This window comes from Hydrocarboniphaga daqingensis, assembly GCF_900129825.1.
Lineage (GTDB): Bacteria > Pseudomonadota > Gammaproteobacteria > Nevskiales > Nevskiaceae > Hydrocarboniphaga > Hydrocarboniphaga daqingensis.
The window spans coordinates 403,331-428,223 of sequence record NZ_FQWZ01000004.1 but is presented as its reverse complement, the minus strand read 5'-3'; the positions used below and the strand labels follow the sequence as shown (position 1 = coordinate 428,223).

The following is a 24,893-nucleotide window of genomic DNA, read 5'->3' as shown; positions in this document are numbered from 1 at the left end:
GGTACGCTCCTCAATCGCAAGTCGACCCACTAATTTGCCGCGAAGATTCGGCGCCGCCGTTGTCGCTGTCAACGTCGATATGGACGAGGCCAACGCAGCCACCCGATCGACCGCGGTTTCGAACCCCGGTTCCACGGCAACCACGGGTCGGATCGCGCCCGCATCAGTAGAATCGGCGCCTACATCCATGCCACGCACGACAGGAACGACGATGAGCGGCCACTCCCACAACTTTCTGAAACTGGTCAACGACGCCCGCAGCCGGGTCCGTGAAATCCCGGCGCGCGCGCTGGCGGCCGAACTGGGCGCCGTGCCCAACGCCAAGCTGATCGATGTACGCGAAGAAAGCGAATATGCAGCCGGGCACATCAAGGGCGCCGAGCATATCGGCAAGGGCGTCATCGAGCGCGATATCGAATCGCGCCATCCCGACAAGAGCACCCCGCTGTACCTGTACTGCGGCGGTGGGTTCCGGTCGGCTCTGGCGGCCGACAACCTGAAGAAAATGGGCTACGACAATGTCGTCAACATCGACGGCGGCTGGCGCGAACTGAAGGACCTGCTGCCGGTCGAGTGACGCTGACGATGACGTAGCGCGCGCCGCCGCTGCCGGCGGCACGCGCTACGTCAGTGAACGCTCAGTTGCGCGCGGCCTGCTGCGGCGGACGGGCGATCAGCGACTCCAGGTTGGCCTTGACCTCGCGGGCATCAAAAGCCTTGAAGTTGTCGGCCGGCTTGGGGCCCTTGAAGACCAGAATATTGGCCTGTGCCTCGTACTCGGTGCGCGGAATCGCGTTGCTGACGCCCAATCCGAAACCGGGGCCATAGAACGGCGACCAATAGCCGCCGTAGCCACCAAACCCACCAAACCCACCCGAGAACGTCTGCGAGTACGTGGTCTGCGCGTCGGTGTTGGCATCGGCCTGGACGAAATAGTCGTAGCCGTTCTGCAGCGTGACTTCGGCGGCGCGATACAACAGGTAGTTTTCGACCGTCTGCCGCGGCGTGCTGGAGTTGCCAGCAAACGTGACTTTGTAACGGTTGGACTCCAGCCGCTGCTCGGCGTAGCCGACGCCGTTCTTGATCGGCTGGTACGGCGTGGCCGTGGCGCAGGCTGTCAGCGCGAGCGCCAGGCTCGTCAGCGTCAGGCTGCGAAGGACAGAGTTACGCATGCGAAGGCTCCTGGGAAGGCGAAAAGTTCGGGCGGCACCCGGCCGCCGATGGCGCATTATCGCGCGCCGAAACCGTGGTCGGCACAACCGTTCATTTACGATTCAGTTGGGGCCGGGCGCCGCGTTTCAAGCGCGAGTTGGCGCGTCATAGCCTACGGATACGACCTCGATTTCGGTTTCACCCGACGGCAGCCGCAGCCGGAAAACCTCACCCTCGCCCTTGCCCAGCAGCGCCCGTGCCAGTGGTGAATCGACACTGATGTAGCCACCGTCGAAGCCGGCCTCGTCCGGGCCGACGATCCGGTAGCGCCGAGTCTCACCGCTGTCGTCGGCCACCTCGACCCAGGCGCCGAAAAACACACGGTCGCCACGGTCCGGAACACGGTCGACGACCTGCAGTTCCGGCAGTCGGACCTGCAGGTAGTGCACGCGCCGGTCGATCTCGCGCAGTTCCTTTTTACGGTACTGGTACTCGGCGTTCTCGGACCGGTCACCTTCGGCCGCCGCTGCGGCCAAGGCGCGGACGACCTCGGGGCGGCGCACGCGCCACAGCTGGTCGTACTCGTCGCGCAGACGCGCATAGCCACCGGCCGTCACGTACAGCGAGCCCTTCTCCGACGGCGGCCGATAGCGCGACATGCTCAGACCTCGGGAAGCCCGTCCGGGACGAAGAAGTCGGGCATGAAGCGCGTCGTGCCCGGCACGGCCGCGTAATGACTGAAGTCCTTCACACCGGCGGCCTGCAGAACCAGATCGTCGATACAGAACTGGCCGGTAAATGCTCGGCTCGGCTGCGTCAGCATCACGTGCGCGGCATCGGCCATGATCTCGGGCTTGCGCGACTGCTTCATCAGCGCCTCGCCGCCGAGCATGTTGACCGCCGCCGTGGCGATGCCGGTGCGCGGCCACAGCGCGTTGGCCGCAATGCCGGCCTTACGGAATTCCTCGGCCCACGCCAAGATGCAGAAGCTCATGCCGTACTTGGCCATCGAATACGCCACATGCGGGCCAAACCACTTCGGCGACAGATCCAGCGGCGGCGACAGCGCCAGGATATGCGGATTGGCAGCGCGTTTCAGATGCGGGATGCAGGTGCGACCCACCAGATACGTACCGCGCGCGTTGATCCCATTCATCAGGTCGTAGCGCTTCATGTCGGTTTCCAGCGTGCCGGTCAGCTGGATCGCGCTGGCATTGTTGACCAGGATGTCGATGCCGCCGAAACGCTCGACCGTGGCGGCGACCGCCGCCTGCACTTGGGCCTCGTCACGAATGTCGCATTGCAGCGCCAGGCCCTTTCCGCCTGCCCGCTCGATCGCCTCGACGGCCGAATAGATCGTGCCTTCGAGCTTGGGATGCGGCTCGGCCGTCTTGGCCGCGATGGCGACGTTGGCGCCGTCACGCGCAGCACGCTCGGCGATCGCAAGGCCGATACCGCGGCTACCACCGGTGATGAATAGCGTCTTGCCAGCCAGCGAGCCGGCCGTCAAAGGCTTGAGTTTGAATGCGTCCAGATCCATTGCCGCTCCTCGTCATGTTTATTGTGGTGATTCGCCGCGCTGGTGACTTTCCTGCAGCATGGCCGTGGCACGCGCCAGCCGCTCGGCCTGGACGCGATTCAGATTGCGGAAGACGGTAGCGGCGATCCGCGGGTAGCGGCGCCGCAGCCGCTCCAAGTCCTGCGAGTCGAAGCGGAGCACGCGCAGCGGTGTCGTTGCGGCCGCGTTGGCGGTGCGCTTCTGGCCGAAGTAGCCGGCCTCACCCAAGACCGCGCCACGCGTCAGGCGGGTCAGCGTCTGGTGCTCCCCTCCGCGATCGATCCAGATCTCGATATCGCCGTCGACGACCACGTACATGTCACGCGCGACATCGCCCTGGCGAATCACCAAATCGCCGGCCTGGTGGCGCTCTAGCTTGGATATCAACGCGAATACTCGCGCCTGACGCAGCGACAGCCCCGAGAACAACGGGATCGTGTGCTGTGGCGACTGGCCCAAGTCCAGCCGCAGCAGATCCCACAGCGTGACGATCTTCAGGCGCGTCGCCAGTGCCGGCGTCAGCGTGATCTCGGAAATCCACGCAACGAACAGCGTAAACGACGCCAGCAAGCCGAACTGCACCTGCGATCGCAGGTCGCTGCCGGCAAACATCAGCAAGCCCAGGCACAGCGCCAGCGTGTTGAGCGTGGTCGGGCGCAGCGTGCCGGCCAGCGCCTTCTCGACGGCTTGCTGCTCGTTGCCGAGCGCCCGCGCGTAGCGGTTGAAGCGCGCCAGGAAGTGCACGGTGTCGTCGACCGCAATGCCGAGCACGATGCTGGCGATCAGACTATTGGTCGGGTTCAGCGGAATGTCGAGAATCCGCAGCAGACCGAAGTACACGGCAACCGGCAGCAGGTTGGGCAACAAGGCCCACAAGCCGGCGATCATCGACGTGAACATCAGCGCCAGCAGCGCCCAGATCACCGCACCGGCCACGGCCAGCGACAGCCACTGCCCCTTGCCGATCTCCTCGACCGTGCGCGTCGCCAGCACCGAGCTGCCGGTCAGTTCGCCGTCGAGCGGCTGCGGCAGCGTCGCCAGCTGCAAACGGGTGCGCTCGGCGAAGCGGGCGATCTCGGCCGAGTCGTTGACGTTGAGACGAATCGAGATCAGAGCCTCGCGAAATCGCGGATCGACGAAACGACGCAGGTCGTCGCCACCGGCAAACACCAGCAACTGCTTGGCGGCGGCGGCGCTGTCGGGCAAGGCATAAGCCGCAGCCGCGCCCTCGTTCATGCTCTGGTTGATCAGCTTCAGATGATCGACGTACGACACGGCGGCGCCAACTTCAGGCTGCTTCCGCAGCCAAGTCTGCAGCCCGTCGATCGCCTGCATCAGTTCCGGCTCGGTCAGCGCATCGTTCAGATGACTGTCGATGTGCACCGACACCAGATTGGCGCCGTTGAAGACCCGGTTGACGGCCTCGTAATCCATCCGCGCCGGATGGTCGGCGACAAAGCCTTTCACGTAGTCGGCACCCACTGGAATGCCAGTGGCCAGCAGCAGGCAGACCGGTACCAGCACCAGGGCGACGCCGATGATGCGGCTGCGCCAACGGGTGTCGAACCGCGACAGCGGCCCCGCGAAGCGCTGCGCCAAGCGGTTGCCAAGCTGGTTGTGTTCCCGCGAGCCACAGTGCAATACCGACAGCATGGCCGGCATGAAGAACAGCGTCAGCAGCAACAGGTACGACACGCCCAGTACCGACAGCATGACGAACTGCCGGATCGCCGGCAGCGCATTGAGCAGCAGCGCTAGGAATCCCGCCACCGTGGTCGCCGTCGCCAGCAGCAAGGCCGGCGCCAACTGCTTCATCACATGGATGCTGCGCTCGCGGCGCTCGGCGGCATTGCGCGCCGGCTCGGAGAAGAAATCCGACAGCAGATGGATCGCATAGGCCAGCCCCAGCGTCACCACCAGCGGCGGCGTGATCACGGTGACCACGTTCAGCGGAATCTCCAGCGCCACGGCGCTGGCCAGCGTCCAGATCATCGCGATGCTGACGCCGACGACGGCCGTTAGCATCGCCCGGATCGAGCGAAACGCCACCAGCAACAGCACGACGATCAGACCGTAGATCGTCGGGATCGTGAACTTGAGCGTGTCGAGCAGCGCCAGCGTGGTCGCGGCGCGGATCACCGACGCGCCGGTAACGTGAATCTCGGCGCTGCCGGTGGTCTGCTGGGCGAGTTCGCGGAAGCGACGTTCGTAGTGTTCGCGCAGAAAGCGGACTTCGTCGACGCCATCGAGCGACACGACCAGCGCTGCATAGCGACCATCTGACGACACCAGCGTGCCGCGATACACCGGATTGCGCACGAACGCGTCGGCCAAGGCCGGAATGACCGAAGCATCCTGCGCGGCCTGCTCGGTAAACGTGCTGACCTCGATGTCTTCGCCCTGCGCCAGCAGATTGGGCGCCGTGGCCAGCGAATACACACTCTTGACGCCGTCGACGCGGCGCAGCGCGTCGCTGAGCTGGGCAATGGCGGCCAAGCTGTCGGCACGCCACACGGTGTCGAAGCGCACCGCGAGCAGAATGGCGTCGGTATCGCCGAACGTCGCGCGCAGATGCTCGAAACTGAGCCGGTCGGCGTCATCCTGCGGCAGCAGTTTTTCGGTCGACGGATCGACGCCGATACGCAAGCTGCCGTCACGGTCGACGCAGTTCAGCGCTGCCGCGATCGTGATCGCCAACACCAGCACGAGCGGCCACCACGGGTGGCTTGCAACCCCGTCGACCAAGCGGTTGAACAAACGCGTCAAGCGCTAGTTCCCCAGGTAGAAGCTGCGCGGATTGAAGTACAGATCGGGCAGCGCGTCGCTGGTGGCGACGCCGTCGATGCTCAGTTGGGTCCGGCTATGTTCGCCGAGATCTTCCATGACGCCCTTGGCGACATACCAGTGCGGCCCAGCCTTCAGAAGATCTTTGGCCGATGCGCTGTAGCGCTTGCGTGCTTGCCCATCGGCGATGAACTCGGCGCGCAGCGCCACGCAGGACTCACGGTCGACCCAGGTGCGGATTCGTGAGTAGCGCGACTGTTGGCTCGCGTCAGGGATCAGGCCCAGGATGTAGGTGTCGCGGCCGTCGATCTTGTCGGTTTTCTCCAATTCGATCTGCCCGCCGCTGAACGCATGCGAGATCTGCTTGAGATCGGCATAGGACAGATCGGTACCGAACAAGGGATTGTCCTGCGTCCCGCCCATGATGCGCCGCACTTTGTTCAGCGCCGGCAGGTAGACGTACATCGCGTCCTGCTGCGCCGCCTCGCCTTCGCGCAACAGATAGGCGGCCCCGCGCAGATCCGGCGGCGAGTCGATGCGCAGCATCGTCCGCAGCAGGCCGTTGTCGCGGATCGCGTACAGACGACCCTTCATCAAGCGGCCGGCGCCGTTGTGATCGACCGCATTGAGGGAGAACTGCCGGATCTGCAATGCGGGCGGAATGTTGGCGCGCATGCAGGCGTCAATCGCCTCGACCGTCGCGGCCGTCGGCGCGGCCTGCCCCGCACTGCTGGCTCCCAGCATCAGCAAGGCAGCCGCCAGCAGGCGCACACCGGCCCGGTAGTCCCTAGGGTTTCGCATCGATCTGTCTCCCGGCGGGGTGCACCCGCTCTCGTACTAGCTTAGCGGGCGGCGCTGGCGCCCGTGCAAACGACCCTCCGCGTCAATGCGCGCCCGGCAACGGCATCAGCCAGAGCATCAAGCCGTGCGCTGGCGCGTACAGCAGCAGCGGCGATCCGATCACGATGAATACCATCCAAGCCCAGCCCGGCATCCAGCGCTGAGGCACCTCGTCGGACAGGCCGTACACGTAGTTGATGTTGACCGGCGTAATGCCCTGGCGATGCGGCGTCGGCGGCGGCAGGTAGAAGTAGCAAACCAACAGCAGCAGCGTGGCCAAGCCGGTCCAGACCCAGAAGGCGCGCGGGTCGTAACCGACTCGGGCGACCAAGTAGACCAGCAGCAGCGGCAACCAGCCATGGAACAACGACAGCCCGCGCAGCAAACGCGAGCGCCGGGGGTCGAACATATAGTCGGTCATGCCGGTGGCCCGCCGACGGGTCGCGCGGACGATGAAGTCGGCCAGCCAGAACATCTGCGGCACCAGGATGCCGGTGGTCGCCACCGACAGCAGCAGCGGGCTTTCGAGCCAGACGCCGGCCAGTGTCAGAAGCAGGGCCACGTCGCACAGGTACAGAAAATTGGTCGGGCCGTAGTGGCGCAGGTACACCGGCACCAACACCGCCATGAACGCGCTGTAGCCGAGCTTGACCGCCAGCGGGATCGTCCCGACCGCGACATCGATCATCGAAGGTCCTTTTTCAACCATCCTCCGCAGAAGTCCGTTTCGTCTGCCGGCAGCCGCACCGCCGGTGCCGCAGCGTTCAGGCTGCCTGCGGACGCATGTTACCGTCGCCACCCGTCACTCAGGAGCCGCCGCGTGAACCCGCCCGACCGCATCCCCGTCTGCCTGCTGACCGGCTTTCTCGGCGCCGGCAAGACCACGCTACTCAACAGCCTGCTCAAGCAGCCGGCGATGATCGGTACCGGCGTCATCATCAACGAGTACGGCAGCGTCGGCATCGACCATCATCTGGTGGAATCGGCGCCCGAAGACACGGCCCTGATCGCCGACGGCTGCATCTGCTGCACCGCGCGAGGCGAAATCGCCGAAGCCTTGCTGAGCCTGAGCCAGCGGATGCAGGAGCGCGCGCAGACCGCATTGCAGCGCGTGATCATCGAAACCACCGGCTTGGCCGAGCCCTGGCCGATTCTGATGCAGATCCTGCGTACGCCGGAACTGGCCGAGCGCTTCACGTTCGATTCGGTGGTGACGCTGGTCGATGCCCTCAACGGCGGCGATACGCTGGCTGCGCACGACATCGCCGTCCAGCAGATCACGGCCGCCGACCGCTTGCTGATCACCAAGACCGATCTGGTGAGCGCCGCCGACGTCGACGCGCTGCAGGCGCAACTGACGGCGATGAACCCGGACGCCGAGGTCAGTGCCCTGACCCCAGGCAGCGCGCAGCCGTCGCTGCTGTTCACCGGCGGCCGCCATGACCCGAGCTCGCCGCAGTTCCGGCCGGGCGCGTTGCTGGCGCAGGCCGACACGCTGCGCTTCGTACCCGCCTCGGCGCATTCGCTGCGCCCGGCGGGCTCGCCGCCGCCGCGCGAGCAAGACATCCAGACCTTCAGCCTGATTCTCGACCAGCCGATGCTGCCGGGGCGGTTCTACGGCTGGCTGGAGTTTCTGCGCACGCTGTGCGGACCGACGCTGCTGCGCGTCAAAGGCATCGTCAACATCGACGGCCGGCCGGGGCCGACCGTGATTCACGGCGTGCAGAAGGCGTTTCACATGCCGACCGAGTTGCCGGCATGGCCGGATGACGACCATCGCACGCGCCTGGTGTTCATTACGCGCGGCTACGGCCAGGAGATCGTCACCGACACCCTGACCCACCTGCGAGCCTGTGCGGCCGGCAGCCCTTGAAAACCTCCGAGCCGCGCCTAGTTTGAGCGGTGTCGGGATGCCGAGGTCTGGGTCCCGATCCAACAAACTTTGCTGATATTCAGGAGGTTGCACATGAACACCGCATTTTCTCTGGCGCCGCTGTTTCGCTCGTCGATCGGCTTTGACCGCTTTAACGACCTGTTCGAGACCGCGCTGCGCAGCGACGCTGCCACGTCGTATCCGCCGTACAACGTCGAGAAGCATGGCGACGACGACTACCGCATCGTGATCGCGGCTGCCGGCCTGCAGGACGCCGATCTGGACATCCAGGTCGAGCGCGACGTGCTGACGATCACCGGCGGCCGTCGCGAAAAGGCATCCGAGCAGGTTCAGTACCTGCATCAGGGCATCGCGCAGCGCGCGTTCAAGCTGTCGTTCCGTCTGGCCGACCACATCGAAGTGCGCGGCGCGAGCCTGAAGCATGGCCTGCTGAACGTCGACCTGGTCCGTCGCGTGCCCGAGGCCGCCAAGCCGCGTCGCATCTCGATCGCCGGCGACAGCCTGCCGCAGACCGCTGGCGCCGCTGCTAACGGCGTGACCGTGGACCAGCGCGCCGCGTGATCGTCGCCGCCCGGTCCAACGGGCTACCGCTGCCGTAAACGAAATGGGGCGCCCATCGGCGCCCCATTTCTTTATGCGCGGCTCATGACAAGCTCAGGGCCGGAATGGTCCGACCCCTCCGGTCGCAGCAGCAGCAGCGACCGTCGCGGTAGCGGGATCATCAGCGTGCGATGGCCGTCGCTGACTAGCCCAATCGATTGAGCTGCGCACCCTCTGCGGACGCCCGGTAAATCCAGTACGCCAGCGCCAGCAGCGCGGCAGCGGCAGCGGGCACGGCAAGCGCCGCAAACTGCCAGTGCTGGAAGGCCAGCGCACCGGCCGAGCCGCCGCTGATGAATCCGGCGATCAGCAACAGAAACAGCAGTGCCTTGCGCCGGTCGATCGGATGGCCGCGCAGCCGTGCGCCGAGCATCGTGCCCAGGTCGGTGAACATGCCGGACACATGCGTGGTGCGGATCGTGGCGCCGCTGTAGGTACTGACCATGCCGTTCTGCAAGCCGCAGGCGGCGGATGCCAGCAGATGGCCGACGTCGGCGCCATGCTGCATCGCGACCATGGCCAGCAGTAGCAGTGCAGCTTCGATCAGCAGCGCCACGCCGTAGCGATGGCCCAGCCGCAGCGCGGTGTGACCGGTCAGCGCGCCGCTGAACGCCGCGCCCGCGACGAAGCTCAGCAGGATCAGCAGCAGATGCCAGGCATCGGCGCCGTCCTGATTGACCAGCGCCAGGCCGAGCAGCGTCGAGCTGCCGGTCAGATGGGAAACCGCCTGATGCTTGAAGCCGAGCAGACCGATCGCGTTGACGGCGCCCGCGATCGCCGCCAGCCAGAAGCCCCCGATCTCGACCCAGCGCGGCAGGCGCGTCATCACGGCAGTTGCGGGAGTTTCCGGATCATCGCTGCAAGTGTCGGCAGCGGCAGCGTTTGTCGCAAGCAATCCTTCATTTCAACGTGTCTTGAATCGATCACATTGCTTCAATAAGCTTTGAAGCATGAACACCGAAATCGCCGTCGACCGCCTTGCCGCGCTGGCCCAGCCGTCGCGGCTGGCGGTGTTCCGCCTGCTGGTGCAGCGCGGCCGCGACGGCTTGCCGGCCGGCGAGATCGCCACGCAGTTGGGCATCGCGCCCAACGCGCTGTCGTTTCATTTGAAAGAGTTGAGCCGCGCCGGCCTGCTGCAGGCCCGGCCCGACGGCCGCTACATCCACTACGCCGCCGACTTCGCCGCGATGAACCAACTGCTCGGCTACCTGACCGAGCACTGCTGCGCCGGCGGCGCCTCCGACCCGGCTTGCATCGAAGCAACCGGCTGCACCACCTGCTGATCCACGACCTGCGACGACCCGACCCATGCCCGACTCCCGCTATCAGGTGCTGATTCTGTGCACCGGCAATTCCGCCCGCTCGATCCTGGCCGAGGCGGCGATCAACCATCTGCCGACGCTGCGCGAACGCTTCGTCGGCCACAGCGCCGGTAGCCAGCCGCGCGGCGAGGTCAATCCGTACGCGCTGGAGCTGTTGCAGCGCGCCGGCATCGACACTCAGTCGCTGCGCAGCAAGAGCTGGGACGAGTTCGCCGCACCGGGCGCGCCGCCGCTCCACTTCGTGTTCACCGTCTGCGATTCGGCAGCCGGCGAAACCTGCCCGTACTGGCCCGGTCAGCCGATGACCGCGCACTGGGGCATGCCCGACCCCGCCGCAGTCGTCGGCAGCGAGGAGCAGATCCGCCGCGCGTTCCTGCAGACCTGGCAGCTGCTGTGCCGCCGTCTGGAACTGTTCGCGAGCCTGCCGATGGCCAGCCTCGACCGGCTTGCCTTGCAGCAGCGTCTGCAGCAGATCGGTCAGTCATGAGCGCGCCCACCCCAGCCGCTCGGCTCGGCTGGCTCGACCGCTACCTGACGCTGTGGATCGGCCTCGCGATGGTGGCCGGCGTGCTGCTGTCGCTGTACGTCGGCGCGATCCCCGAAGCGCTTGGCGCCACGCCGATCGCGGTCGGGCTGATCGTGATGATGATTCCGCCGCTGGCGCGCGTGCGCTACGAAGAGCTGCCGCTGGTGTTCCGCGACCGCCGCGTGCTGCTGCTGTCGCTGGTTCAGAACTGGCTGATCGGGCCGGTGCTGATGTTCGCGCTGGCGCTGCTGTTCCTGCGCGACGAGCCGGCCTACATGACCGGCGTGATCCTGATCGGCCTGGCGCGCTGCATCGCGATGGTGCTGGTCTGGAACCAGCTCGCCTGCGGCAGCGCCACCTATGCGGCCGGGCTCGTGGCGTTCAATTCGGTGTTTCAGCTGTTGTTCTTCAGCGCGTACGCCTGGGTGTTTCTCGGCGTGCTGCCGCCGCTGCTGGGGCTGGAAGGCCGCGTCGTCGACGCGGGATTCTGGACCGTGGCGCGCGCGGTGCTGATCTACCTAGGGCTGCCGTTCGTGATCGGCATCGCGCTACGCCAAGGGCTGGGCCGTCGCTACGGCAACGCCTGGTACGAACAGCGATTCCTGCCGCGGATCGCGCCGCTGACGCTGGTCGCGCTGCTGGCGACGATCGTGATGATGTTCAGCCTCAAGGGCGGCCAGATGCTGGCGCTGCCGATCGACGCGCTGCGCATCGCCGCGCCGCTGGCGATCTACTTCGTGCTGATGTTCGGCCTGAGTTTCTGGATGGGCCGCTGGATCGACGCCGACTATCCGCGGACGACGTCGATCGCATTCACCGCCGCCAGCAACAACTTCGAGCTGGCGATCGCCGTGGCCATCGCCAGCTTCGGCATCGGCTCGCCGGTGGCCTTCGCCACGGTGATCGGGCCGCTGGTCGAAGTGCCGGTGCTGCTGGCGCTGGTCCACGTCGCGCTGTGGCTGCGTCGCCGCGTCTACGGTGACGCCGCCACCTGACGACACCGTCGTCAACGGCGATCGCGCGCCGTTGAATCTGATCGAGCCGGTTTGCCGTTAAGGTGTGGAATCCCTCGACCACTGGCAGACCTCCGATGCCGGCACGACCTCCGTCGCCCACATCGCGCACGCTGAAGCTGTTTGGTGCCGGCGCGCGCACGCTTGGCCGCGTCGTGCTGCAAAAACTGACGCCCGGCGACGATGCCGACAGCCAGGCCCGCCATTGGGGCGCGGTCGGCGCCGACTGGGTGCGCACGCTGGCCAGCCTGCGCGGCGCCGCAATGAAGCTCGGCCAACTCGCCTCGCAATACGGCGATCTGCTGCCGCCGGCGCTGGCCGATCAGCTGCGGCTGTTGCAGCGCGCCGCCGTGCCGGTACCGCTGGCCGACTTGCAGGCGCTGATCGATACGCAGTGGAGCGCGGCGCAGCGCGCCCAAGTCGCACGCATCGAGCCGGTCGCGCTGGCGGCCGCCAGCATCGGTCAGGTACACCGCGCGACGCTGGCCGATGGCCGCGCGGTCGTCGTCAAGATCCGCTATCCCGGCGTCAAGGAGGCGGTCGACGCCGATCTGGTGCAGCTGCGCCGGCTGATCACGCTGAGCAAGCTGTTGCCGCTGGACGACGCGGCGATGGACCGGCTGATGGACGAGGTGCGCGCGCGCTTTGCCGAAGAAACCGACTACAGCCGCGAACTCGAACATCTGCAGGCCATGCACCAGTACGCCAGCCTGCCCGGCATCGTCTACGCCACGCCGGAGACGGCGCTGTGCACCGACGGCCTGATCGTGATGAGTGAAGAGCCCGGCGAGCCGCTGGAGCAAGCGCGGCTGGCCTTGCCGGCGCTGCGCGAGCAGTGGGCGCTGCATCTGTGCCAATGGTTCGTGCATAGCCTGTTTTTTGCGCGCGCCGTGCACGCCGACCCGCATGCCGGCAACTTCGCGTTCCGCAGCGACGGCCATGTCGTCGTCTACGACATGGGCTGCGTCAAGCGCGTACCCGCCGCAACGGTCGCGCAAGTCGCGCGGATGCTGCGGGCCGCGCTGGCCCAGGACTGGTCGGGCGTGCACGACTGCCTGCGCGCGCTCGACGGCGTTGATCCAGCGGTCGACTTCGATGAGCTGCAGGAGCTGTATGCCGAGTTCGGCACGCTCAGCCTCGGCCGGATGGTCGAACACGATACGGTCGACTTCGGCCAGCCGCATTTCATCGACGATCTGCGCGCGGCCGGTCGCCGGCACATTCGCTACACGTTCAAGTTCACGCCGGTATCGGATCTGGTGTTCGTGATGCGGGAACTCAGCGGCTTGTACTGGCTGCTGCGCACTCTCGACGCCCGCGTGCCGCTGCGCGCACTGATCCTCGACACGCTGCATCGCTACGAGCAGGCGGCCGCCGCATGACGCGCCGCAGCTCGCCGAACGATCTGGCCTCGCTCGACGACTTGAGCGCGCTCGATGCGCTGGTCGTCGACAAGCGTCGCGGCCAGCGGTCGCACGCCAAAAAGAACCGTCGCAACCGCCACTACCAGCGCCAGTTTCTGCGCAGCGCCGGCACGCTGGCCGCGCTCGACGGTGACGATGCAAACCTCGATGTCGACGACGCCGACGCAGTCGATGACTGAAGCCGCGGCGACGACCGTGGTCGGCGTCGATGGCTGCAAATCCGGCTGGATCGCCTGCTGGCGATCAGCGAGCCGTCGCCTGCAGGCGCAGGTCTACGCGGACGCCACCGCGCTGCTGGCCGCGCACCGCGATGCGCGCGTGATCGGCGTCGACGTGCCGATCGGCCTGTCCGAACACGGGCCGCGCGCCTCGGATGCGCTGGCGCGTCAGGTCCTCGGCGGGCACCGCGCCAGCAGCATCTTTTCGGCACCGGTGCGCGGTGTGCTGCACGCGCGCACGCAAGCCGAAGCCTCGGCGCTGCACAAGGCGATCGACGGGCGCGGCTTTGGCGTGCAGAGCTTCGGCATCCTGCCGAAGATCCGCGAATGGGACGACGCGCTGGCGGCGGACGCGACCGCGCCCGGCCGCGTCCGCGAAGTGCATCCCGAGCTGAGCTTTGCCGCGATGAACGCGGCGCAGGGCGGCGATGGCAAGGGACTGGTCGCGTCGAAGAAGTCAGACGACGGCCAGGCGCAGCGGATCGCGCTACTGGCACGGCACTTTCCGCGCCGCGCGATCGAGCGGCTGCTGGCGGATCGCGCCAGCGGCGTCGGCCGCGACGATTTGATCGACGCGCTGGCGGTGCTGTGGTCGGCGCAGCGGATCGAGCGCGCGCAGGCGCATTGCCTGCCGCCGACGCCGGTGCGCGACCGCACGGGTCTGGCGAGCGCGATCTGGGTCTAGGCCCGCGCGCCGCGTCGGCGATGCCGCCTCACAGCAGGCGCTGATTCCAGTCGGCGCCGGCTTGTGGAAACACCGCAGCCAACTGGCGGTCGTCGAGCCGCAGATGCTGGGCGCAGACCTGCTGCAGCACGCTGCGAAAGTCGGTGGTCACGGCCAAATCGCGGCCTTCGTACAAGGCGCTGCTGTCCAGCCCGGGCCATTGGCCCCAGACCTTGCCGCCCTTGAGCCCGCCGCCCAACAACCAGATCACATTGCCGTGGCCGTGATCGGTGCCACCGGCGCCGTTTTCGGCAACGGTGCGGCCGAATTCGGACATCACGACGATCAGCGTGTCGTCGAACACCGGGCCGAGGTCACGCGCCAGCGTCGCCAAACCATCGCCGAGACCGCGCAGACGATCGGCCAACGCGCCGCGCGACGCACCTTGCTTCAGGTGCGTGTCCCAGCTGCCCAGTTGCAGAAAGGCCAGTTGCAACTCGGGGTTGCGCACCATCAGCCGCGCCAGTTGGCTGGCATCGAGCGCAAAACCAATCGGCGGTGGCGCGCCGTTGTCGGCAACGCGCGTCTCGTCGTCGGGCGCGGTGCTGGCGAGATCGCGCCGGATGCGCTGGCGCGTTGCCAAGCCTTCGCGGTACGCGTCGGCAATCGGCGCATCGCCACTGGCCTGGTACATCGCGCTGAATGACGCGGCAACCTCGGCACGGTCGAGCGCCGATGGCTTGAGCACGCCGCGCCCGAGCGGCACGTTGGTGACGTCGTGCTCGCCGCTGCAGATGCGCGGCAGCGTCGCGCTCAAACTAACGGCGCCGAAGGCATCGTCGTCAGCTACCACTTGCGCGGCCAGCCGGTTGAGCCAGCCATCGTCACGCGAGGCCTTGGCGAGCACCGCCGTCTCCAGATAGTGCTGGGCATCAAAATGCGAGCGCGTCGGGTCCGGCGATCCGCAAGCGTGGACGAAGCCGAGGCGGCCACGGGCCCACAACGGCTGCAGTGGCGCCAGCGCCGGGTGCAAGCCGAACCGGCCATCCAGATCGATCAAGCCACCATCGGTGCCGGGGCGCGGCAACGCGATCGTGCCGCGCCGCTGGTAATAAGCCGCGTCCTGATACGGCGCGACGACGCTGAGACCATCGACGGCACCACGCAGCATGACGACGACCAGACGACGCGGGCGCTCGGCGGCGCGGGCACGCGCGATCATCGACGGCGACACGGCCAGCAAACTGCCGAGAAGGCCGGCACCGAGCAGATCGCGACGGGAAATGGACATGGTCAGGGATCTCCGTTGATGGCAAGCCAGAGCGCGATGCGCTCAGCGACGCTGGAACTCGGGGCTGGCCCACAGCAGCGGCGCGCGCAGCGCCGGCGGCGCCTGCCGGGCAGCCGCCAAGGTGCCAGCCGAAAAGCGCGCGCCGACGGTCGCGATCAGTGCATCGGCACTGAGTGCGCGCGGCGCGGCGGTGGTCGGTGCCGCCACGGCGTCATCGTCCGCGTCGGCGGCCGGCATCGACCGCATGCGGGCATCGTCGTCGGCCATCGCGCCGACGCCGGACATCGTTGGCGGGCGCGATGCGACCTGCCGCGATCGCGATGCGGCGTCGACCGACACCGCAAAGTGAACGCGAGCTGCAATGCCGCCAGGGCTCAGCCAATCGGCGGCGACGTTCGAGTAACCATCGGGCGTCACGCAGCCGTACAGCGGCTGGCCGAGGTCGCGCAGCGCGGTGACGAGCTTGCGCGGATCAACGCGGTCGGCATCGCCACGGCTGCGCGCCACCGACACGACGTACTGATACGGCGTCTTGAACTTGGCACCGCGCGCCGACGCCGACCAAAACTCGGGGCTCTCGAACAGCGCGCGCAGCGTTTCGCGCAGATCGCCGTCGGTTTTCAGAAAGCGCTGCGCGACGCGGTCAACCGCGGCCGGCGGCGGCTCGTCGGCGATGAAGTACTGCACCAGACGGCGCGCGATGTGCCGCGCAGTTGCCGGATCGCGTGCCAGCCGATCGAGCGCGGCCAAGCCTTCTTCGCGCCCGCCGCCGGCCGCAAACGACTGGCCACGCCAGCGCTTGGCGCCTTTGTCGTGGCGGTCGGCCGCGAATACGAAGGCCGGCGCTGCCGGTTGCTCGATCATCTTTTTGGTCAGGTAGGTCCAGCCGGTCAAGATGCGCGCCAGCGCCAGCACATCGGCCTGCTGGTAGCCGCCATCGACGCCGAGCGTGTGCAGTTCCATCAGCTCGCGTGCGTAGTTTTCGTTGATGCCGCCTTTGGCTGCTGGCTTCAGCGGCGGCCGCGAACTACGGGCGTTGTCCAGATACAACAGCATTGCCGGATGCTCGGCCGTCGCACCAAGTAGCTCGCGAAAGCGGCCCAGCACATGCGGCCGGATCGCCTCGCGCTCGTAGGCGCCCATCCACAGCGGCGCCACCTGGCTCTTGCCCGCGTAGACGTTGAAGTGGTTGAACCAGAAATCGACCAGCACTTCCTGCAACTGGGCGGGACTGGCAACGGCCCGCATCAGCCGCAGGTTCTGCGCCTGCGCCAACACTTGGCTGCGCTCGCGCCGGAATGCCTGCAGTGCGGTGCGATCGCGCGAGGCGCTGCGTCGTTGCTCGGGACCCAAGCGCGCGTACAACGCCGCCGGCGATTCGGCGACACGCGTCTGCGCGGCAACGTAGCGGCTCAAGGCTTCGGGCTCGGCGATCCGCTCGGGATGCAGTTGCTCGTCGATCCACTGTCGCGCGCCGATCTGCTGCACGCGCTGCAAATCACCCGGTGCGGCGCCGAACGCGAGACGGTCGAGCAGATGCCGCGCGTCGGCCTCGGACATCGTCGACGGCAGCGCATCGGCCGCGGTCGCGGATTCGCCGATCACAGCGGCCTGCAGCACCCACACCATCGCCAGCGCCGATACCACGGCCCGCGAGGCGATCGTCCATTGTTGCAGGAGCCCGCGCTGGCAGCCGGTGTAGCGCAGCGGGGTCAGCGCGCGGCGCCGCAACGGATAGGACATCGGCAAACCTCCCGCCCGGACCGGGCATGTCGCAATCGGAAATGGCGTCGCGGCAAAAGTGTGGCGCGCGGTGTAGTGGACCGCCGTAAGCTGGTGACGTTCATCGACGCGGTCGGATCCGGAGGCCCGTCGAGAATGCGCTATCGATTCCATAAACCATTACATAAACCAACGAGATCTGACCCATGACCGGATTCACCGCCGTACTGCTGTACATCGGCTGGACGCTGCTGCTGGCATTGTCCTACGCCACGTATCGGGTGCCCGTCGCACTCGGCGGCCGCAAGCCGATCGACCACTGGGAACGCGGCAAGGCCAGCGACGACCCCGGCGTGCTGCAGCGGGCCAAGGGCGCGCATCTGAACTGCCTGGAAAACCTGCCGCTGTTCGCGGCAATCGTCATCATCGCCGCACTGCTGAACAAGAGCGCGGTCGTCGACGCCGTCGCGGCCTACGTGCTGTATGCGCGCATCGGCCAAAGCGTGTTTCACCTGATCGGCACCTCGTTCGTGCTGGTGCTGATGCGTGCCACGCTGTTTCTGACCCAGGTCGGCTTGATGTTCTACCTGCTGTACCAGCTGCTGGCCTGATACGGCCACCCAGCGGGCGGTGTCGGCAAGGCCGGCGCCGCCCGCGATCCAAGGAGGGATGGATTCGATGAACGCCACGATGCCGGACCTGCCGCGCTGGCTGCAGGCCGGCGGCTGGGGCCTGCTGTCGGGCAGCGCGCTGCTGATCGGCGCCGCGCTCGGTTATGGCGCCGATATCCCGCGCCGCGTCGTCGCCGGCGTGATGGCCTTCGGCAGCGGCGTGCTGATTTCGGCGCTGTCGTTCGAGCTGATGGACGAGGCTTACAAGACCGGCGGCCTGGCGGCGACGGCCTTCGGCTTTCTGGCCGGGGCAATCCTCTACACCGGCGCTGACCGGCTGCTGGCGCGCTACGGACACCGCGATCACGATGGCGGCGGCGCGATCGCGCTCGGGGCGCTGCTCGACGGCATCCCCGAATCGATCGTGATCGGCCTGTCGCTGCTCAAGGGCGGCATCGTTAGCAGCGTCACCGTCGCGGCGATTTTTCTGTCGAACCTGCCGGAAGGCCTATCCAGCGCCGCCGGCATGAAGGCGGCCGGCCACTCGCCGCGCTCGATCTTCGGCATTTGGGGCGGCATTGCGCTGTCATCGGGCCTGGCGGCGATCGCCGGCTATTCGCTGTTCCGCACGGCCGCACCGGAGACCGTCGCCGCAACCACCGCCGTGGCGGCCGGCGCGATCCTGGCGATGCTGGTCGACACGATGATCCCCGAAGCCTTCGACGACGCGCACGAATACGCCGGGCTGATCACCGTGCTGGGATTCCTGACCGCGTTTGCGCTGAGCAAGGCGGGCTGATGCTACGCGCGCTGTCGCGTCATCAACACCGATCACGCCACCACGCGATTGCCACCCTGCTCGCGCGCCTCGTCGCACTTGGCTTGCGCGCGGCTCAGCAGCGCCGCACAGCTGATGCGTCCGGTGCGCGTCGACACCACACCGATCGACAGCCCGATGCGCCGGGCGTAGCCCATCGCCGCCGGACTGGCGTCGCGCGCGACCGCAGTGCGCAGCCGCTCGGCGGCGCACAGCGCGCCGCTGGTGGCGACATCGATCAGCAGCACGGCGAATCGGGTGCCGTCGAATCGGCAGACGATGTCGGACTGGCGCAGCCGCTGGGCACAGGCCTTCGCGAAGCCGCGCAACACCAACGGTGTCCACGCCGGCTCGGGCAAACCCGGATCGCCGACGCGATCGATATGAATCCGCATCAGTGACAGAGGGCGGCGATGCTCGCGTGTCCGGTCGAGCGCTCGCTGAACGATCTGCAGGAACCGGGGTGGGCTGACGATCCGCTGCACGCCCGATCCGGTCGGAGGCGGTTCGGACTCGGGCAGACGTCGAGGCAATGGCTCCAGCTGTTGGAACAGGCATTCGATCAGGCGATCACCACTGACCTTGCCGACCTCATGAAACTCGAACGAAAAACACAGCCCGTCACGGCTCATCAACATCAGCTCACGACGACGCAAGTGCTCGTAGACCCCCAGACGGACCATCGCCAGCGCCGATTCGCTAGCCCAGGGGGCGCTGCCCAGATCGGACAGCAGCCGCCCGCGCAACTCAGCACCTGAGTATTGCAGCAACTCGGCCAGGAATCGGTTGACCGCGACGATGCGGCCGCCGCCGTCGAGGCGGACCATGCCGACATCAGGGCGATCGAAAAAGCTCGGCGTGGCGTCGATGGCGGGCACCGCAGCGGCCGGATCGCGTATCGACCGGCTCGGGCAATCAGCTTGGCATCGACGCTCGCGCCGTTCGGTCTGCTGGCGTACCGACCGCGTGCCGGGCGACATCGCCCCGGTACGCGGCCGTCACGATGTCCGCGGCAGCGTCAGTGCGCGAGCATCCAATCGCGCATTGCCTTGCCGTAACCGTCGGTTGGCGTCCCGTCGACATCGCGGATCAGCACGTTCTCGGGGTCGCCCCAGACATTCCAGGTCCAGCCGAGCACGCTGGCGCCGTTTTGGTCGGCAAACTGGGTCATCGTGTCGATGATCGGCGCGCCGGTCGTACCTGGCGTGTTCTGGGCCCCGACTTCGGTCATCACCAGTGGAATGCCGGCCGCCAGGATCGCGCGCGCATCGTCGAACACCTGCGGATGGAAGTTCGGATACGGGTAGTCCCAGGCCGAACCGAACTTGCGGTAGGGGTGCCAGGCAGCCGCCATCTGGTCGAGCGGATCGCGCGGACGATGCGATAGCCAGCCGCTCAGGTCCTGGGCGTAACTCAGGCCACCGACCAGCACCACGTTGCGCGCGCCCGTGGCGCGAACCGCATCGATCAGCGCCTGATAGCTGGCGATCGCCCACGGCTGCTTGATGTCTTTCCAAACGCCGCTGGTGCCGCTCGCCGGGTAGCCGCTGAACGACCCGCCACTGCCCTGCATCAGGTAGCTCCACGCGTCACCACTGAAGTCAAAGTCCATGAACGGCTCGTTGAACAACTCGAACACCACGTTCGGGTACGCCTTGAAGCGCGTCGCCACCGAGGTCCAGAACGCGATGGAGTGATCAGCGTTGGCCATCTGCGTCTGCAGCATCGGGCAACTGTCGCCGGGCGCCGACCAGTGCAGATCGACGATCACATACAGCCCGGCCGCCGTCGCCTGATCGACCTGAGCCTGCACCGAGGCCACGTAGTTGCCGCCCGGATCGGGGTTGTGGCTCAGGCCGCCGGTGTCGACGCAGCGATAGCCGAGCCAGGACGCTTCGTTCAACGGAATGCGCACCGCATTGGCCTTCCACGCGCGGATCGCCGACCACTTCGGGCCACCGCCCTGCCCGGCCTGAGCACCGGATGGATCGGCCGGACTCCAGCCCTGGACCGCGACGAACTCGAAGCCGCTGTAGTTGACGCCGCGCAGTTGCACCGTTGCACCCTGCGCATCGATCAGCCGGTTGCCGAGCACGCGCAGCGACAACTCGCCTGACGGCACCGGCGGCGGTGGCGGTGGCGGTGGCGGTGGTGAGGAACTCAGCGTGAACGCGGTGGCGGCCGTTGCCGAATACTGGGCACTGGTGATCACGACGGCACCCGAAGCCGCGCCGGTCGGCACCGTGATGCGCGCCGCCGTGTCACTGAGCACGACCAGTGAGGCATTGCCTGCGCCGCCCACCGAAGCCGAGGTGGACCCGGCAAAGCCGCTGCCGACCAGGCTGATCACGGTACCCACCGGGCCCGAGACCGGCGAGATCGACGCGATCTGCTGCTGGCGCAGCGCGGTCGCCGCGCCCGTCACGGTGAAGGTCTGCGGCGAGAACGCCGCGTGCTTCGGATTGAGAATGGCCAGTTGGCCGCTGGCTGCACCAGCCGGGATCGTCACACGCACCTGCGTGTCGCTGACGACGGTCAGCTTTGCGTCGTGCGAAGCGCCCACCCACGCCGCATTCGAGCCGGTGAAGCCACTGCCGGTGACCGTCACCACGCTGCCGACCGGGCCCGACATTGGCGAAAAGCCGCTGATGCTTTGTTGAGGCAGCGCGGCCGCGGACTGGGTCAGCGCAAACGCAGTGGCGGTGAACGCGGCGTGTTTGCTGTTGAGGATCGCCACCGCGCCGCTGCTGGCGTCGGCGGGCACGGTAACGGTGGCACGGCTGTCGCTGAGCACCTTGAGCGCGGCGCTATGTGAGCTACCAACCCATGCCTGCTTCGAGCCGGTGAAGCCGCTGCCGCGCAGCGTGATCACGGTGCCGACCGGGCCGGAGGCGGGGCTGAATGAGGCGATGGCTTGCTGCCGCGCGGCAGCGGCCTGCGATCCGCACGAGGTCGTCGCCAGCAGCACGGCGAGCAGGCGGGCAGCGACCATCAGCGGCGCAGGCGAGCGCCGTTTCGCGTTGACGTTGGAACCGGGAACGGATTCACCGGGCTGGCAGACATCGCCGAATACGGGGGTCGCGAATGAGGCTGGGCTTTGCATGGGCACTCCAAGCGAGGCGAAGGCAGGACAGATCGACGGCGGCCGATGATTGAATAGCCAATGAATTCATCTAGATGGCCTATCCACCATCAACATCGGCCGCCGCTGCAACCATCGTTTTTGGACTCTGTCTGTGCGCCAACCCACGTTGAACGGCGGCATCGGTACCGTTGAACGGTCGCCTGCTGCATCGTGTCGCCGGCTATGTGGGGGAGCCCACAGACCCCGCCGCGGGTGCCGGTTACAAAGCGGGCACCCGGCGTGGCCCCTGCCCGCGCCACTGCTGCGCCTGTACGGAGCTCCCCCGATGCCCGCATCCCAATCCCGCTGCGGCCGATCGGCGCCGGTGGCCATGCTGTTGGGCGCCACCCTCGCCATCACCGGCTGTCCCCTGTCAGCCGGCGACCAAGCCGAGGCGATCACGACGACGGCCGCACCGCGCGTCGCCGGCACTGCGCTGGGTCCGCGTCAGGGCGCTGCAGCGTCGGTGCGGGTACTCGGCAACCGGCTGGTCGACGCCGGCGGCGCCGAACTGCAGTTGCGCGGCGTCAACTACAGCGGCTTTGAGTTCGTCGCGATCCAGGGCTGGAACCCGGCCGATCCATCGGGCGCGCAGGCCGGCCAGGCACGGGGGCCCAACTGGGCCGCGCTGAAGAGCTGGAAGGTCAATACCGTGCGGCTACCGCTGAACGAGGCCTCGTGGCTGGGCCGGTCCTGCATCGACACCAGCGGCGTGCGCCACGACCCGGACCCGGGCGACAACTACCAGGCGGCCGTCACCGAACAGGTCGAGCAGGCACTGGCGCAGGGGCTCTATGTGATCGTGGACCTGCACTGGTCAGCGCCGGGCGACACCTGCCCGATGCTGCAGACGCAGATGGCCAACCGGGATCATTCGCTGGCGTTCTGGCACTCGGTGGCAACGCACTTCAAGCACCAGCCGGCCGTGATGTTCGAGCTGTTCAACGAGCCGTTCCTGAACTTCGGCTATGACGGCGGCGACCCTTGGGCCTACCTGATGCACGGTCGCGGAGGCCGTTTCACGGCCTTTCCGGCGACCAGCGGCAGCGGCAATTGGCAGACCGTCGAGCGCGGCTGGGATATCGCCAGCTATCAGTCGATGCTCGACACCGTGCGCGCCACCGGAGCACGCAATGTCGTGCTGATCGGGGGCCTGCAGTACGCGCAGGACCTGAGCGGCTGGTTGGCGCAACGGCCGCTGGATCCGCTGCAGCAGATCGCTGCCGTCTGGCACGCCTATCCGCGCCATGGGGCCGACTGGGGCAGCGCCGACTACGCACAGCCCAACGGCGCGCCGGCGATCTACCGCCATTTGCGCGCGATCCAGGCCGCCGGCATTCCGGTGGTCGCTACCGAGACCGGGGATCGCAATGCGCCGGGCACGGTCGGTGCGCCGTTGGTGTCAACGATCACCGCGTGGGCGGATGCCAATGGCGTCGGCGTCGTCGGCTGGGGCTGGGGCGTCTGGCAGGAGCCCGACAACGTATTGATCCAGGACCGGCACGGCGCGCCCACCGACGGATACGGCCAGGTGTACCGCGACTGGCTGCGGGCCCACTGAGCACCTCGCTCAGCGAGTGCGCTCTGGCGTCGACTCGACCGACGTGGACCGGCGCAGCACCAGCCGGCAGCGCCACAACACGGCGAATATCTGCGGCCCGCGCACCAGATAGCGTGCCGCCATGCGCCGCGGCGCACGCCATAGCCGGTAGCACCACTCCAGCCCGAGGCGCTGCATCCAGCGCGGCGCTCGGCGTTCCTGGCCGGTCAGAAAGTTGATCGAAGCGCCAATGCACAGGGCAAGGCCGCGGACACCGGCACGATGGCCGAGCCGCTGCGCGATCTGCTCCTGTTGCGGCGATCCAACGGCCAGCAGGCAATAGCGGAACGGGCTGTGAGCCTCGACGAATGCCAGACAGGCTTCCACGGCAGCCGGATCGTGAATAAAGCCCATCGGCGGCTGGTGATGCGCCAGCCGACGCAAGCCGTAGCGCTGCCGAAGCGCATCGGCCTGCGCCGCGCTACCGCCGACCAGCACCAGGCTGTCGTCTGCATCAACGAGGCTCAACACCGCTGCCGTCAGATCGCTACCGGTGCACACCGGGAGCCGGCGTCGCGCGGTAAGCGCGACCAGATGGGAAACAAAGCGACTGTCGAGCAAGACGAATGCGGCATCGCGGTACAACGCACGGAACGAGGCCTGGCGATACCAGCGGATCAAATGGTCGGCATTGGGCGTTACTACATAGCCATAGCGCCGCTGTCCGTAGTCGCGCGCCACGGCCGTGAATGACGCCAGATCGTGATCGTCGAGCACGCAGTCCGGCGGCGGCAGTGGCGACGCACGCCCAGCGCGACCGCCACGCGCATCGCGTCCAGCGCGGAAGGTGGCGGCGAGCAGCCGCGGAATCCAGATCGGCAGTACGGCATCAGCGGCGGCGGCGGCGTGCTGGCGCAGACTGCGCGCGGTTTCCGGTGCCGCGCTCAGACGGAGCAAGGTTGCCGACGAAGGGTCGAGCCGGTCGGCACCGATCGCACCAAACACAGCGGGACACCAGCCGACCGGCGTCGACAGTGCCTTGAGCCGGTAGACCAGCTGCTGCACACGCGCCTCCGCTGCATCGGGCAACGTGATCAGGATCCAGTCGAGGCGATGCCGCGTACCCAAATCGATCAGCTCCGCGACCGTTCCATCGACGCCACGCTCGAACTGCTGATGCCGCGCTCTGCGGTCGTCATAGATGCCGACCACGCAGATGGGGTTACCGGTGCTGGTCTGCAGGTGTCGGACCAACCGATCGGCCACCGGCCCCGCACCCACGATGGCCACTGTCTCGATCAGCACACCGGACCGCTCCAAACGCCACAGCTGCCACATCATCAGCAGCCGTAGCAGCCCGGTCGACAACAGGCTCAACAGCAGCCACAGGTACAACCAGCCGGTCGGCAGCGTCGACATCGATGCACTGAGCCGCGTCAGCAAGGCGACCGATGCAACCCAAACCAGAAACCGGAATGCGTAACAGTTCATTGCCGCGATGCGACGACCGTTGCGAGCCAGCGCAACATAGCGGCGATCGCACATCAGCAGCGGTGCCAGCACCGCGGCTGCCAGTGCCGCGCGAGCGCCGTTATGCCAGATCGATATCAGTGCCGGATCATCCGTAATCCAGTGCAGGTAGATCCAACTGGCGAGGCCAGCGGACAACAGCACGGCTACAAAGTCGAACGCGGGCAACAAATCACCGGTGACGTCGATGGTATCGCGAGACAGTCGCCGAACCGGCAAAACGCGGTGCGGAATGGCGACGGACGCCTGTGGGTTCTTCATCG

General features: G+C 67.2%; 24 protein-coding genes. 12 read left to right on the top strand and 12 right to left on the bottom strand.

The features are described 5' to 3' along the window. The first annotated feature begins 211 nt into the window (after window positions 1-211). Window positions 212-577 carry a rhodanese-like domain-containing protein gene (locus BUB09_RS10440; RefSeq protein ID WP_072897346.1) on the top strand — a complete coding sequence of 122 codons (366 nt, stop codon included), beginning with the start codon at window positions 212-214 and terminating at the stop codon, window positions 575-577. Between the two features lie 61 nt (window positions 578-638). Here the strand turns inward: BUB09_RS10440 and BUB09_RS10435 are convergent, their stop codons facing one another. The 6 genes from BUB09_RS10435 to BUB09_RS10410 form a co-directional block, all read right to left on the bottom strand. Beyond that, a complete protein-coding gene (locus tag BUB09_RS10435) occupies window positions 639-1,172 on the bottom strand; it encodes a CC0125/CC1285 family lipoprotein (protein ID WP_072897345.1) in 534 nt (177 codons plus the stop codon). A gap of 126 nt (window positions 1,173-1,298) precedes the next feature. Then, entirely contained in the window at window positions 1,299-1,811 is a 513-nt protein-coding gene (gene greB / locus BUB09_RS10430) for a transcription elongation factor GreB (RefSeq protein ID WP_072897335.1), read from the bottom strand. Window positions 1,812-1,813: 2 nt separating this feature from the next. Then, window positions 1,814-2,692, bottom strand: a complete 879-nt coding sequence (locus BUB09_RS10425; RefSeq protein WP_072897334.1) for an SDR family oxidoreductase — start codon at window positions 2,690-2,692, stop codon at window positions 1,814-1,816. A gap of 18 nt (window positions 2,693-2,710) precedes the next feature. Then, a complete protein-coding gene (locus tag BUB09_RS10420) occupies window positions 2,711-5,476 on the bottom strand; it encodes an MMPL family transporter (RefSeq protein ID WP_245793245.1) in 2,766 nt (921 codons plus the stop codon). Between the two features lie 3 nt (window positions 5,477-5,479). Beyond that, complete coding sequence (locus BUB09_RS10415; RefSeq protein ID WP_084083342.1) at window positions 5,480-6,295, bottom strand: outer membrane lipoprotein-sorting protein; 816 nt, start codon at window positions 6,293-6,295, stop codon at window positions 5,480-5,482. Window positions 6,296-6,377: 82 nt separating this feature from the next. Then, window positions 6,378-7,022, bottom strand: a complete 645-nt coding sequence (locus BUB09_RS10410) for a hypothetical protein (protein ID WP_245793244.1) — start codon at window positions 7,020-7,022, stop codon at window positions 6,378-6,380. 132 nt (window positions 7,023-7,154) lie between these two features. On the opposite strand from BUB09_RS10410, the gene BUB09_RS10405 reads away from it, so the two are divergent. Continuing rightward, window positions 7,155-8,207 carry a CobW family GTP-binding protein gene (locus BUB09_RS10405; RefSeq protein WP_072897330.1) on the top strand — a complete coding sequence of 351 codons (1,053 nt, stop codon included), beginning with the start codon at window positions 7,155-7,157 and terminating at the stop codon, window positions 8,205-8,207. Between the two features lie 93 nt (window positions 8,208-8,300). Then, window positions 8,301-8,789 (top strand): Hsp20 family protein, encoded by a 489-nt coding sequence (locus BUB09_RS10400; protein WP_072897328.1) that lies wholly within the window; start codon window positions 8,301-8,303, stop codon window positions 8,787-8,789. A gap of 184 nt (window positions 8,790-8,973) precedes the next feature. Here the strand turns inward: BUB09_RS10400 and BUB09_RS10395 are convergent, their stop codons facing one another. Then, window positions 8,974-9,654 (bottom strand): YoaK family protein, encoded by a 681-nt coding sequence (locus BUB09_RS10395; protein WP_217650284.1) that lies wholly within the window; start codon window positions 9,652-9,654, stop codon window positions 8,974-8,976. Between the two features lie 124 nt (window positions 9,655-9,778). On the opposite strand from BUB09_RS10395, the gene BUB09_RS10390 reads away from it, so the two are divergent. From BUB09_RS10390 to BUB09_RS10365, 6 genes are all read left to right on the top strand, one after another. Beyond that, complete coding sequence (locus BUB09_RS10390) at window positions 9,779-10,111, top strand: ArsR/SmtB family transcription factor (protein WP_072897326.1); 333 nt, start codon at window positions 9,779-9,781, stop codon at window positions 10,109-10,111. 25 nt (window positions 10,112-10,136) lie between these two features. Continuing rightward, window positions 10,137-10,637 (top strand): arsenate reductase ArsC, encoded by a 501-nt coding sequence (locus BUB09_RS10385; RefSeq protein ID WP_072897324.1) that lies wholly within the window; start codon window positions 10,137-10,139, stop codon window positions 10,635-10,637. Further along, complete coding sequence (arsB, locus tag BUB09_RS10380; RefSeq protein WP_072897322.1) at window positions 10,634-11,671, top strand: ACR3 family arsenite efflux transporter; 1,038 nt, start codon at window positions 10,634-10,636, stop codon at window positions 11,669-11,671. Before BUB09_RS10385 ends, arsB begins: the two co-directional genes overlap by 4 nt. 95 nt (window positions 11,672-11,766) lie before the next feature. Further along, on the top strand, window positions 11,767-13,071 hold the full coding sequence (locus BUB09_RS10375; protein ID WP_072897320.1) for an ABC1 kinase family protein: 1,305 nt from the start codon (window positions 11,767-11,769) through the stop codon (window positions 13,069-13,071). Continuing rightward, window positions 13,068-13,292, top strand: coding sequence for a hypothetical protein (locus tag BUB09_RS10370; RefSeq protein ID WP_072897319.1), 225 nt, complete (start codon window positions 13,068-13,070; stop codon window positions 13,290-13,292). Before BUB09_RS10375 ends, BUB09_RS10370 begins: the two co-directional genes overlap by 4 nt. Beyond that, entirely contained in the window at window positions 13,285-14,016 is a 732-nt protein-coding gene (locus BUB09_RS10365; protein ID WP_072897512.1) for a DUF429 domain-containing protein, read from the top strand. The genes BUB09_RS10370 and BUB09_RS10365 overlap by 8 nt, the downstream gene beginning before the upstream one ends. A 28-nt stretch (window positions 14,017-14,044) precedes the next feature. On the opposite strand, the gene BUB09_RS10360 is transcribed toward BUB09_RS10365, so the two are convergent. Together BUB09_RS10360 and BUB09_RS10355 are read right to left on the bottom strand one after the other, a co-directional pair. Then, window positions 14,045-15,286, bottom strand: coding sequence for a DUF1501 domain-containing protein (locus tag BUB09_RS10360; protein ID WP_139250237.1), 1,242 nt, complete (start codon window positions 15,284-15,286; stop codon window positions 14,045-14,047). Between the two features lie 42 nt (window positions 15,287-15,328). Then, window positions 15,329-17,029: a DUF1800 domain-containing protein gene (locus BUB09_RS10355; RefSeq protein WP_175550171.1), complete on the bottom strand. Its 1,701-nt coding sequence runs from the start codon at window positions 17,027-17,029 to the stop codon at window positions 15,329-15,331. A 185-nt stretch (window positions 17,030-17,214) separates the two neighbouring features. Here BUB09_RS10355 and BUB09_RS10350 point away from each other — a divergent pair, with 185 nt between their 5' ends. Together BUB09_RS10350 and BUB09_RS10345 are read left to right on the top strand one after the other, a co-directional pair. Beyond that, window positions 17,215-17,619 (top strand): MAPEG family protein, encoded by a 405-nt coding sequence (locus BUB09_RS10350; protein ID WP_072897317.1) that lies wholly within the window; start codon window positions 17,215-17,217, stop codon window positions 17,617-17,619. Between the two features lie 67 nt (window positions 17,620-17,686). Next, on the top strand, window positions 17,687-18,418 hold the full coding sequence (locus BUB09_RS10345; RefSeq protein ID WP_217650283.1) for a ZIP family metal transporter: 732 nt from the start codon (window positions 17,687-17,689) through the stop codon (window positions 18,416-18,418). 32 nt (window positions 18,419-18,450) lie between these two features. Here BUB09_RS10345 and BUB09_RS10340 read toward each other — a convergent pair whose 3' ends face one another. Both BUB09_RS10340 and BUB09_RS10335 read right to left on the bottom strand, forming a co-directional pair. Continuing rightward, entirely contained in the window at window positions 18,451-19,314 is an 864-nt protein-coding gene (locus BUB09_RS10340; RefSeq protein WP_175550170.1) for a sensor domain-containing diguanylate cyclase, read from the bottom strand. Window positions 19,315-19,454: 140 nt separating this feature from the next. After that, window positions 19,455-21,428, bottom strand: a complete 1,974-nt coding sequence (locus tag BUB09_RS10335) for a cellulase family glycosylhydrolase (RefSeq protein ID WP_175550169.1) — start codon at window positions 21,426-21,428, stop codon at window positions 19,455-19,457. Window positions 21,429-21,846: 418 nt separating this feature from the next. Between BUB09_RS10335 and BUB09_RS10330 the strand changes: the two genes are divergently transcribed. Continuing rightward, window positions 21,847-23,121: a cellulase family glycosylhydrolase gene (locus tag BUB09_RS10330; protein WP_084083338.1), complete on the top strand. Its 1,275-nt coding sequence runs from the start codon at window positions 21,847-21,849 to the stop codon at window positions 23,119-23,121. A gap of 9 nt (window positions 23,122-23,130) precedes the next feature. On the opposite strand, the gene BUB09_RS10325 is transcribed toward BUB09_RS10330, so the two are convergent. Further along, window positions 23,131-24,891: a WecB/TagA/CpsF family glycosyltransferase gene (locus BUB09_RS10325; protein ID WP_072897302.1), complete on the bottom strand. Its 1,761-nt coding sequence runs from the start codon at window positions 24,889-24,891 to the stop codon at window positions 23,131-23,133. Between the last annotated feature and the right edge of the window lie 2 nt (window positions 24,892-24,893).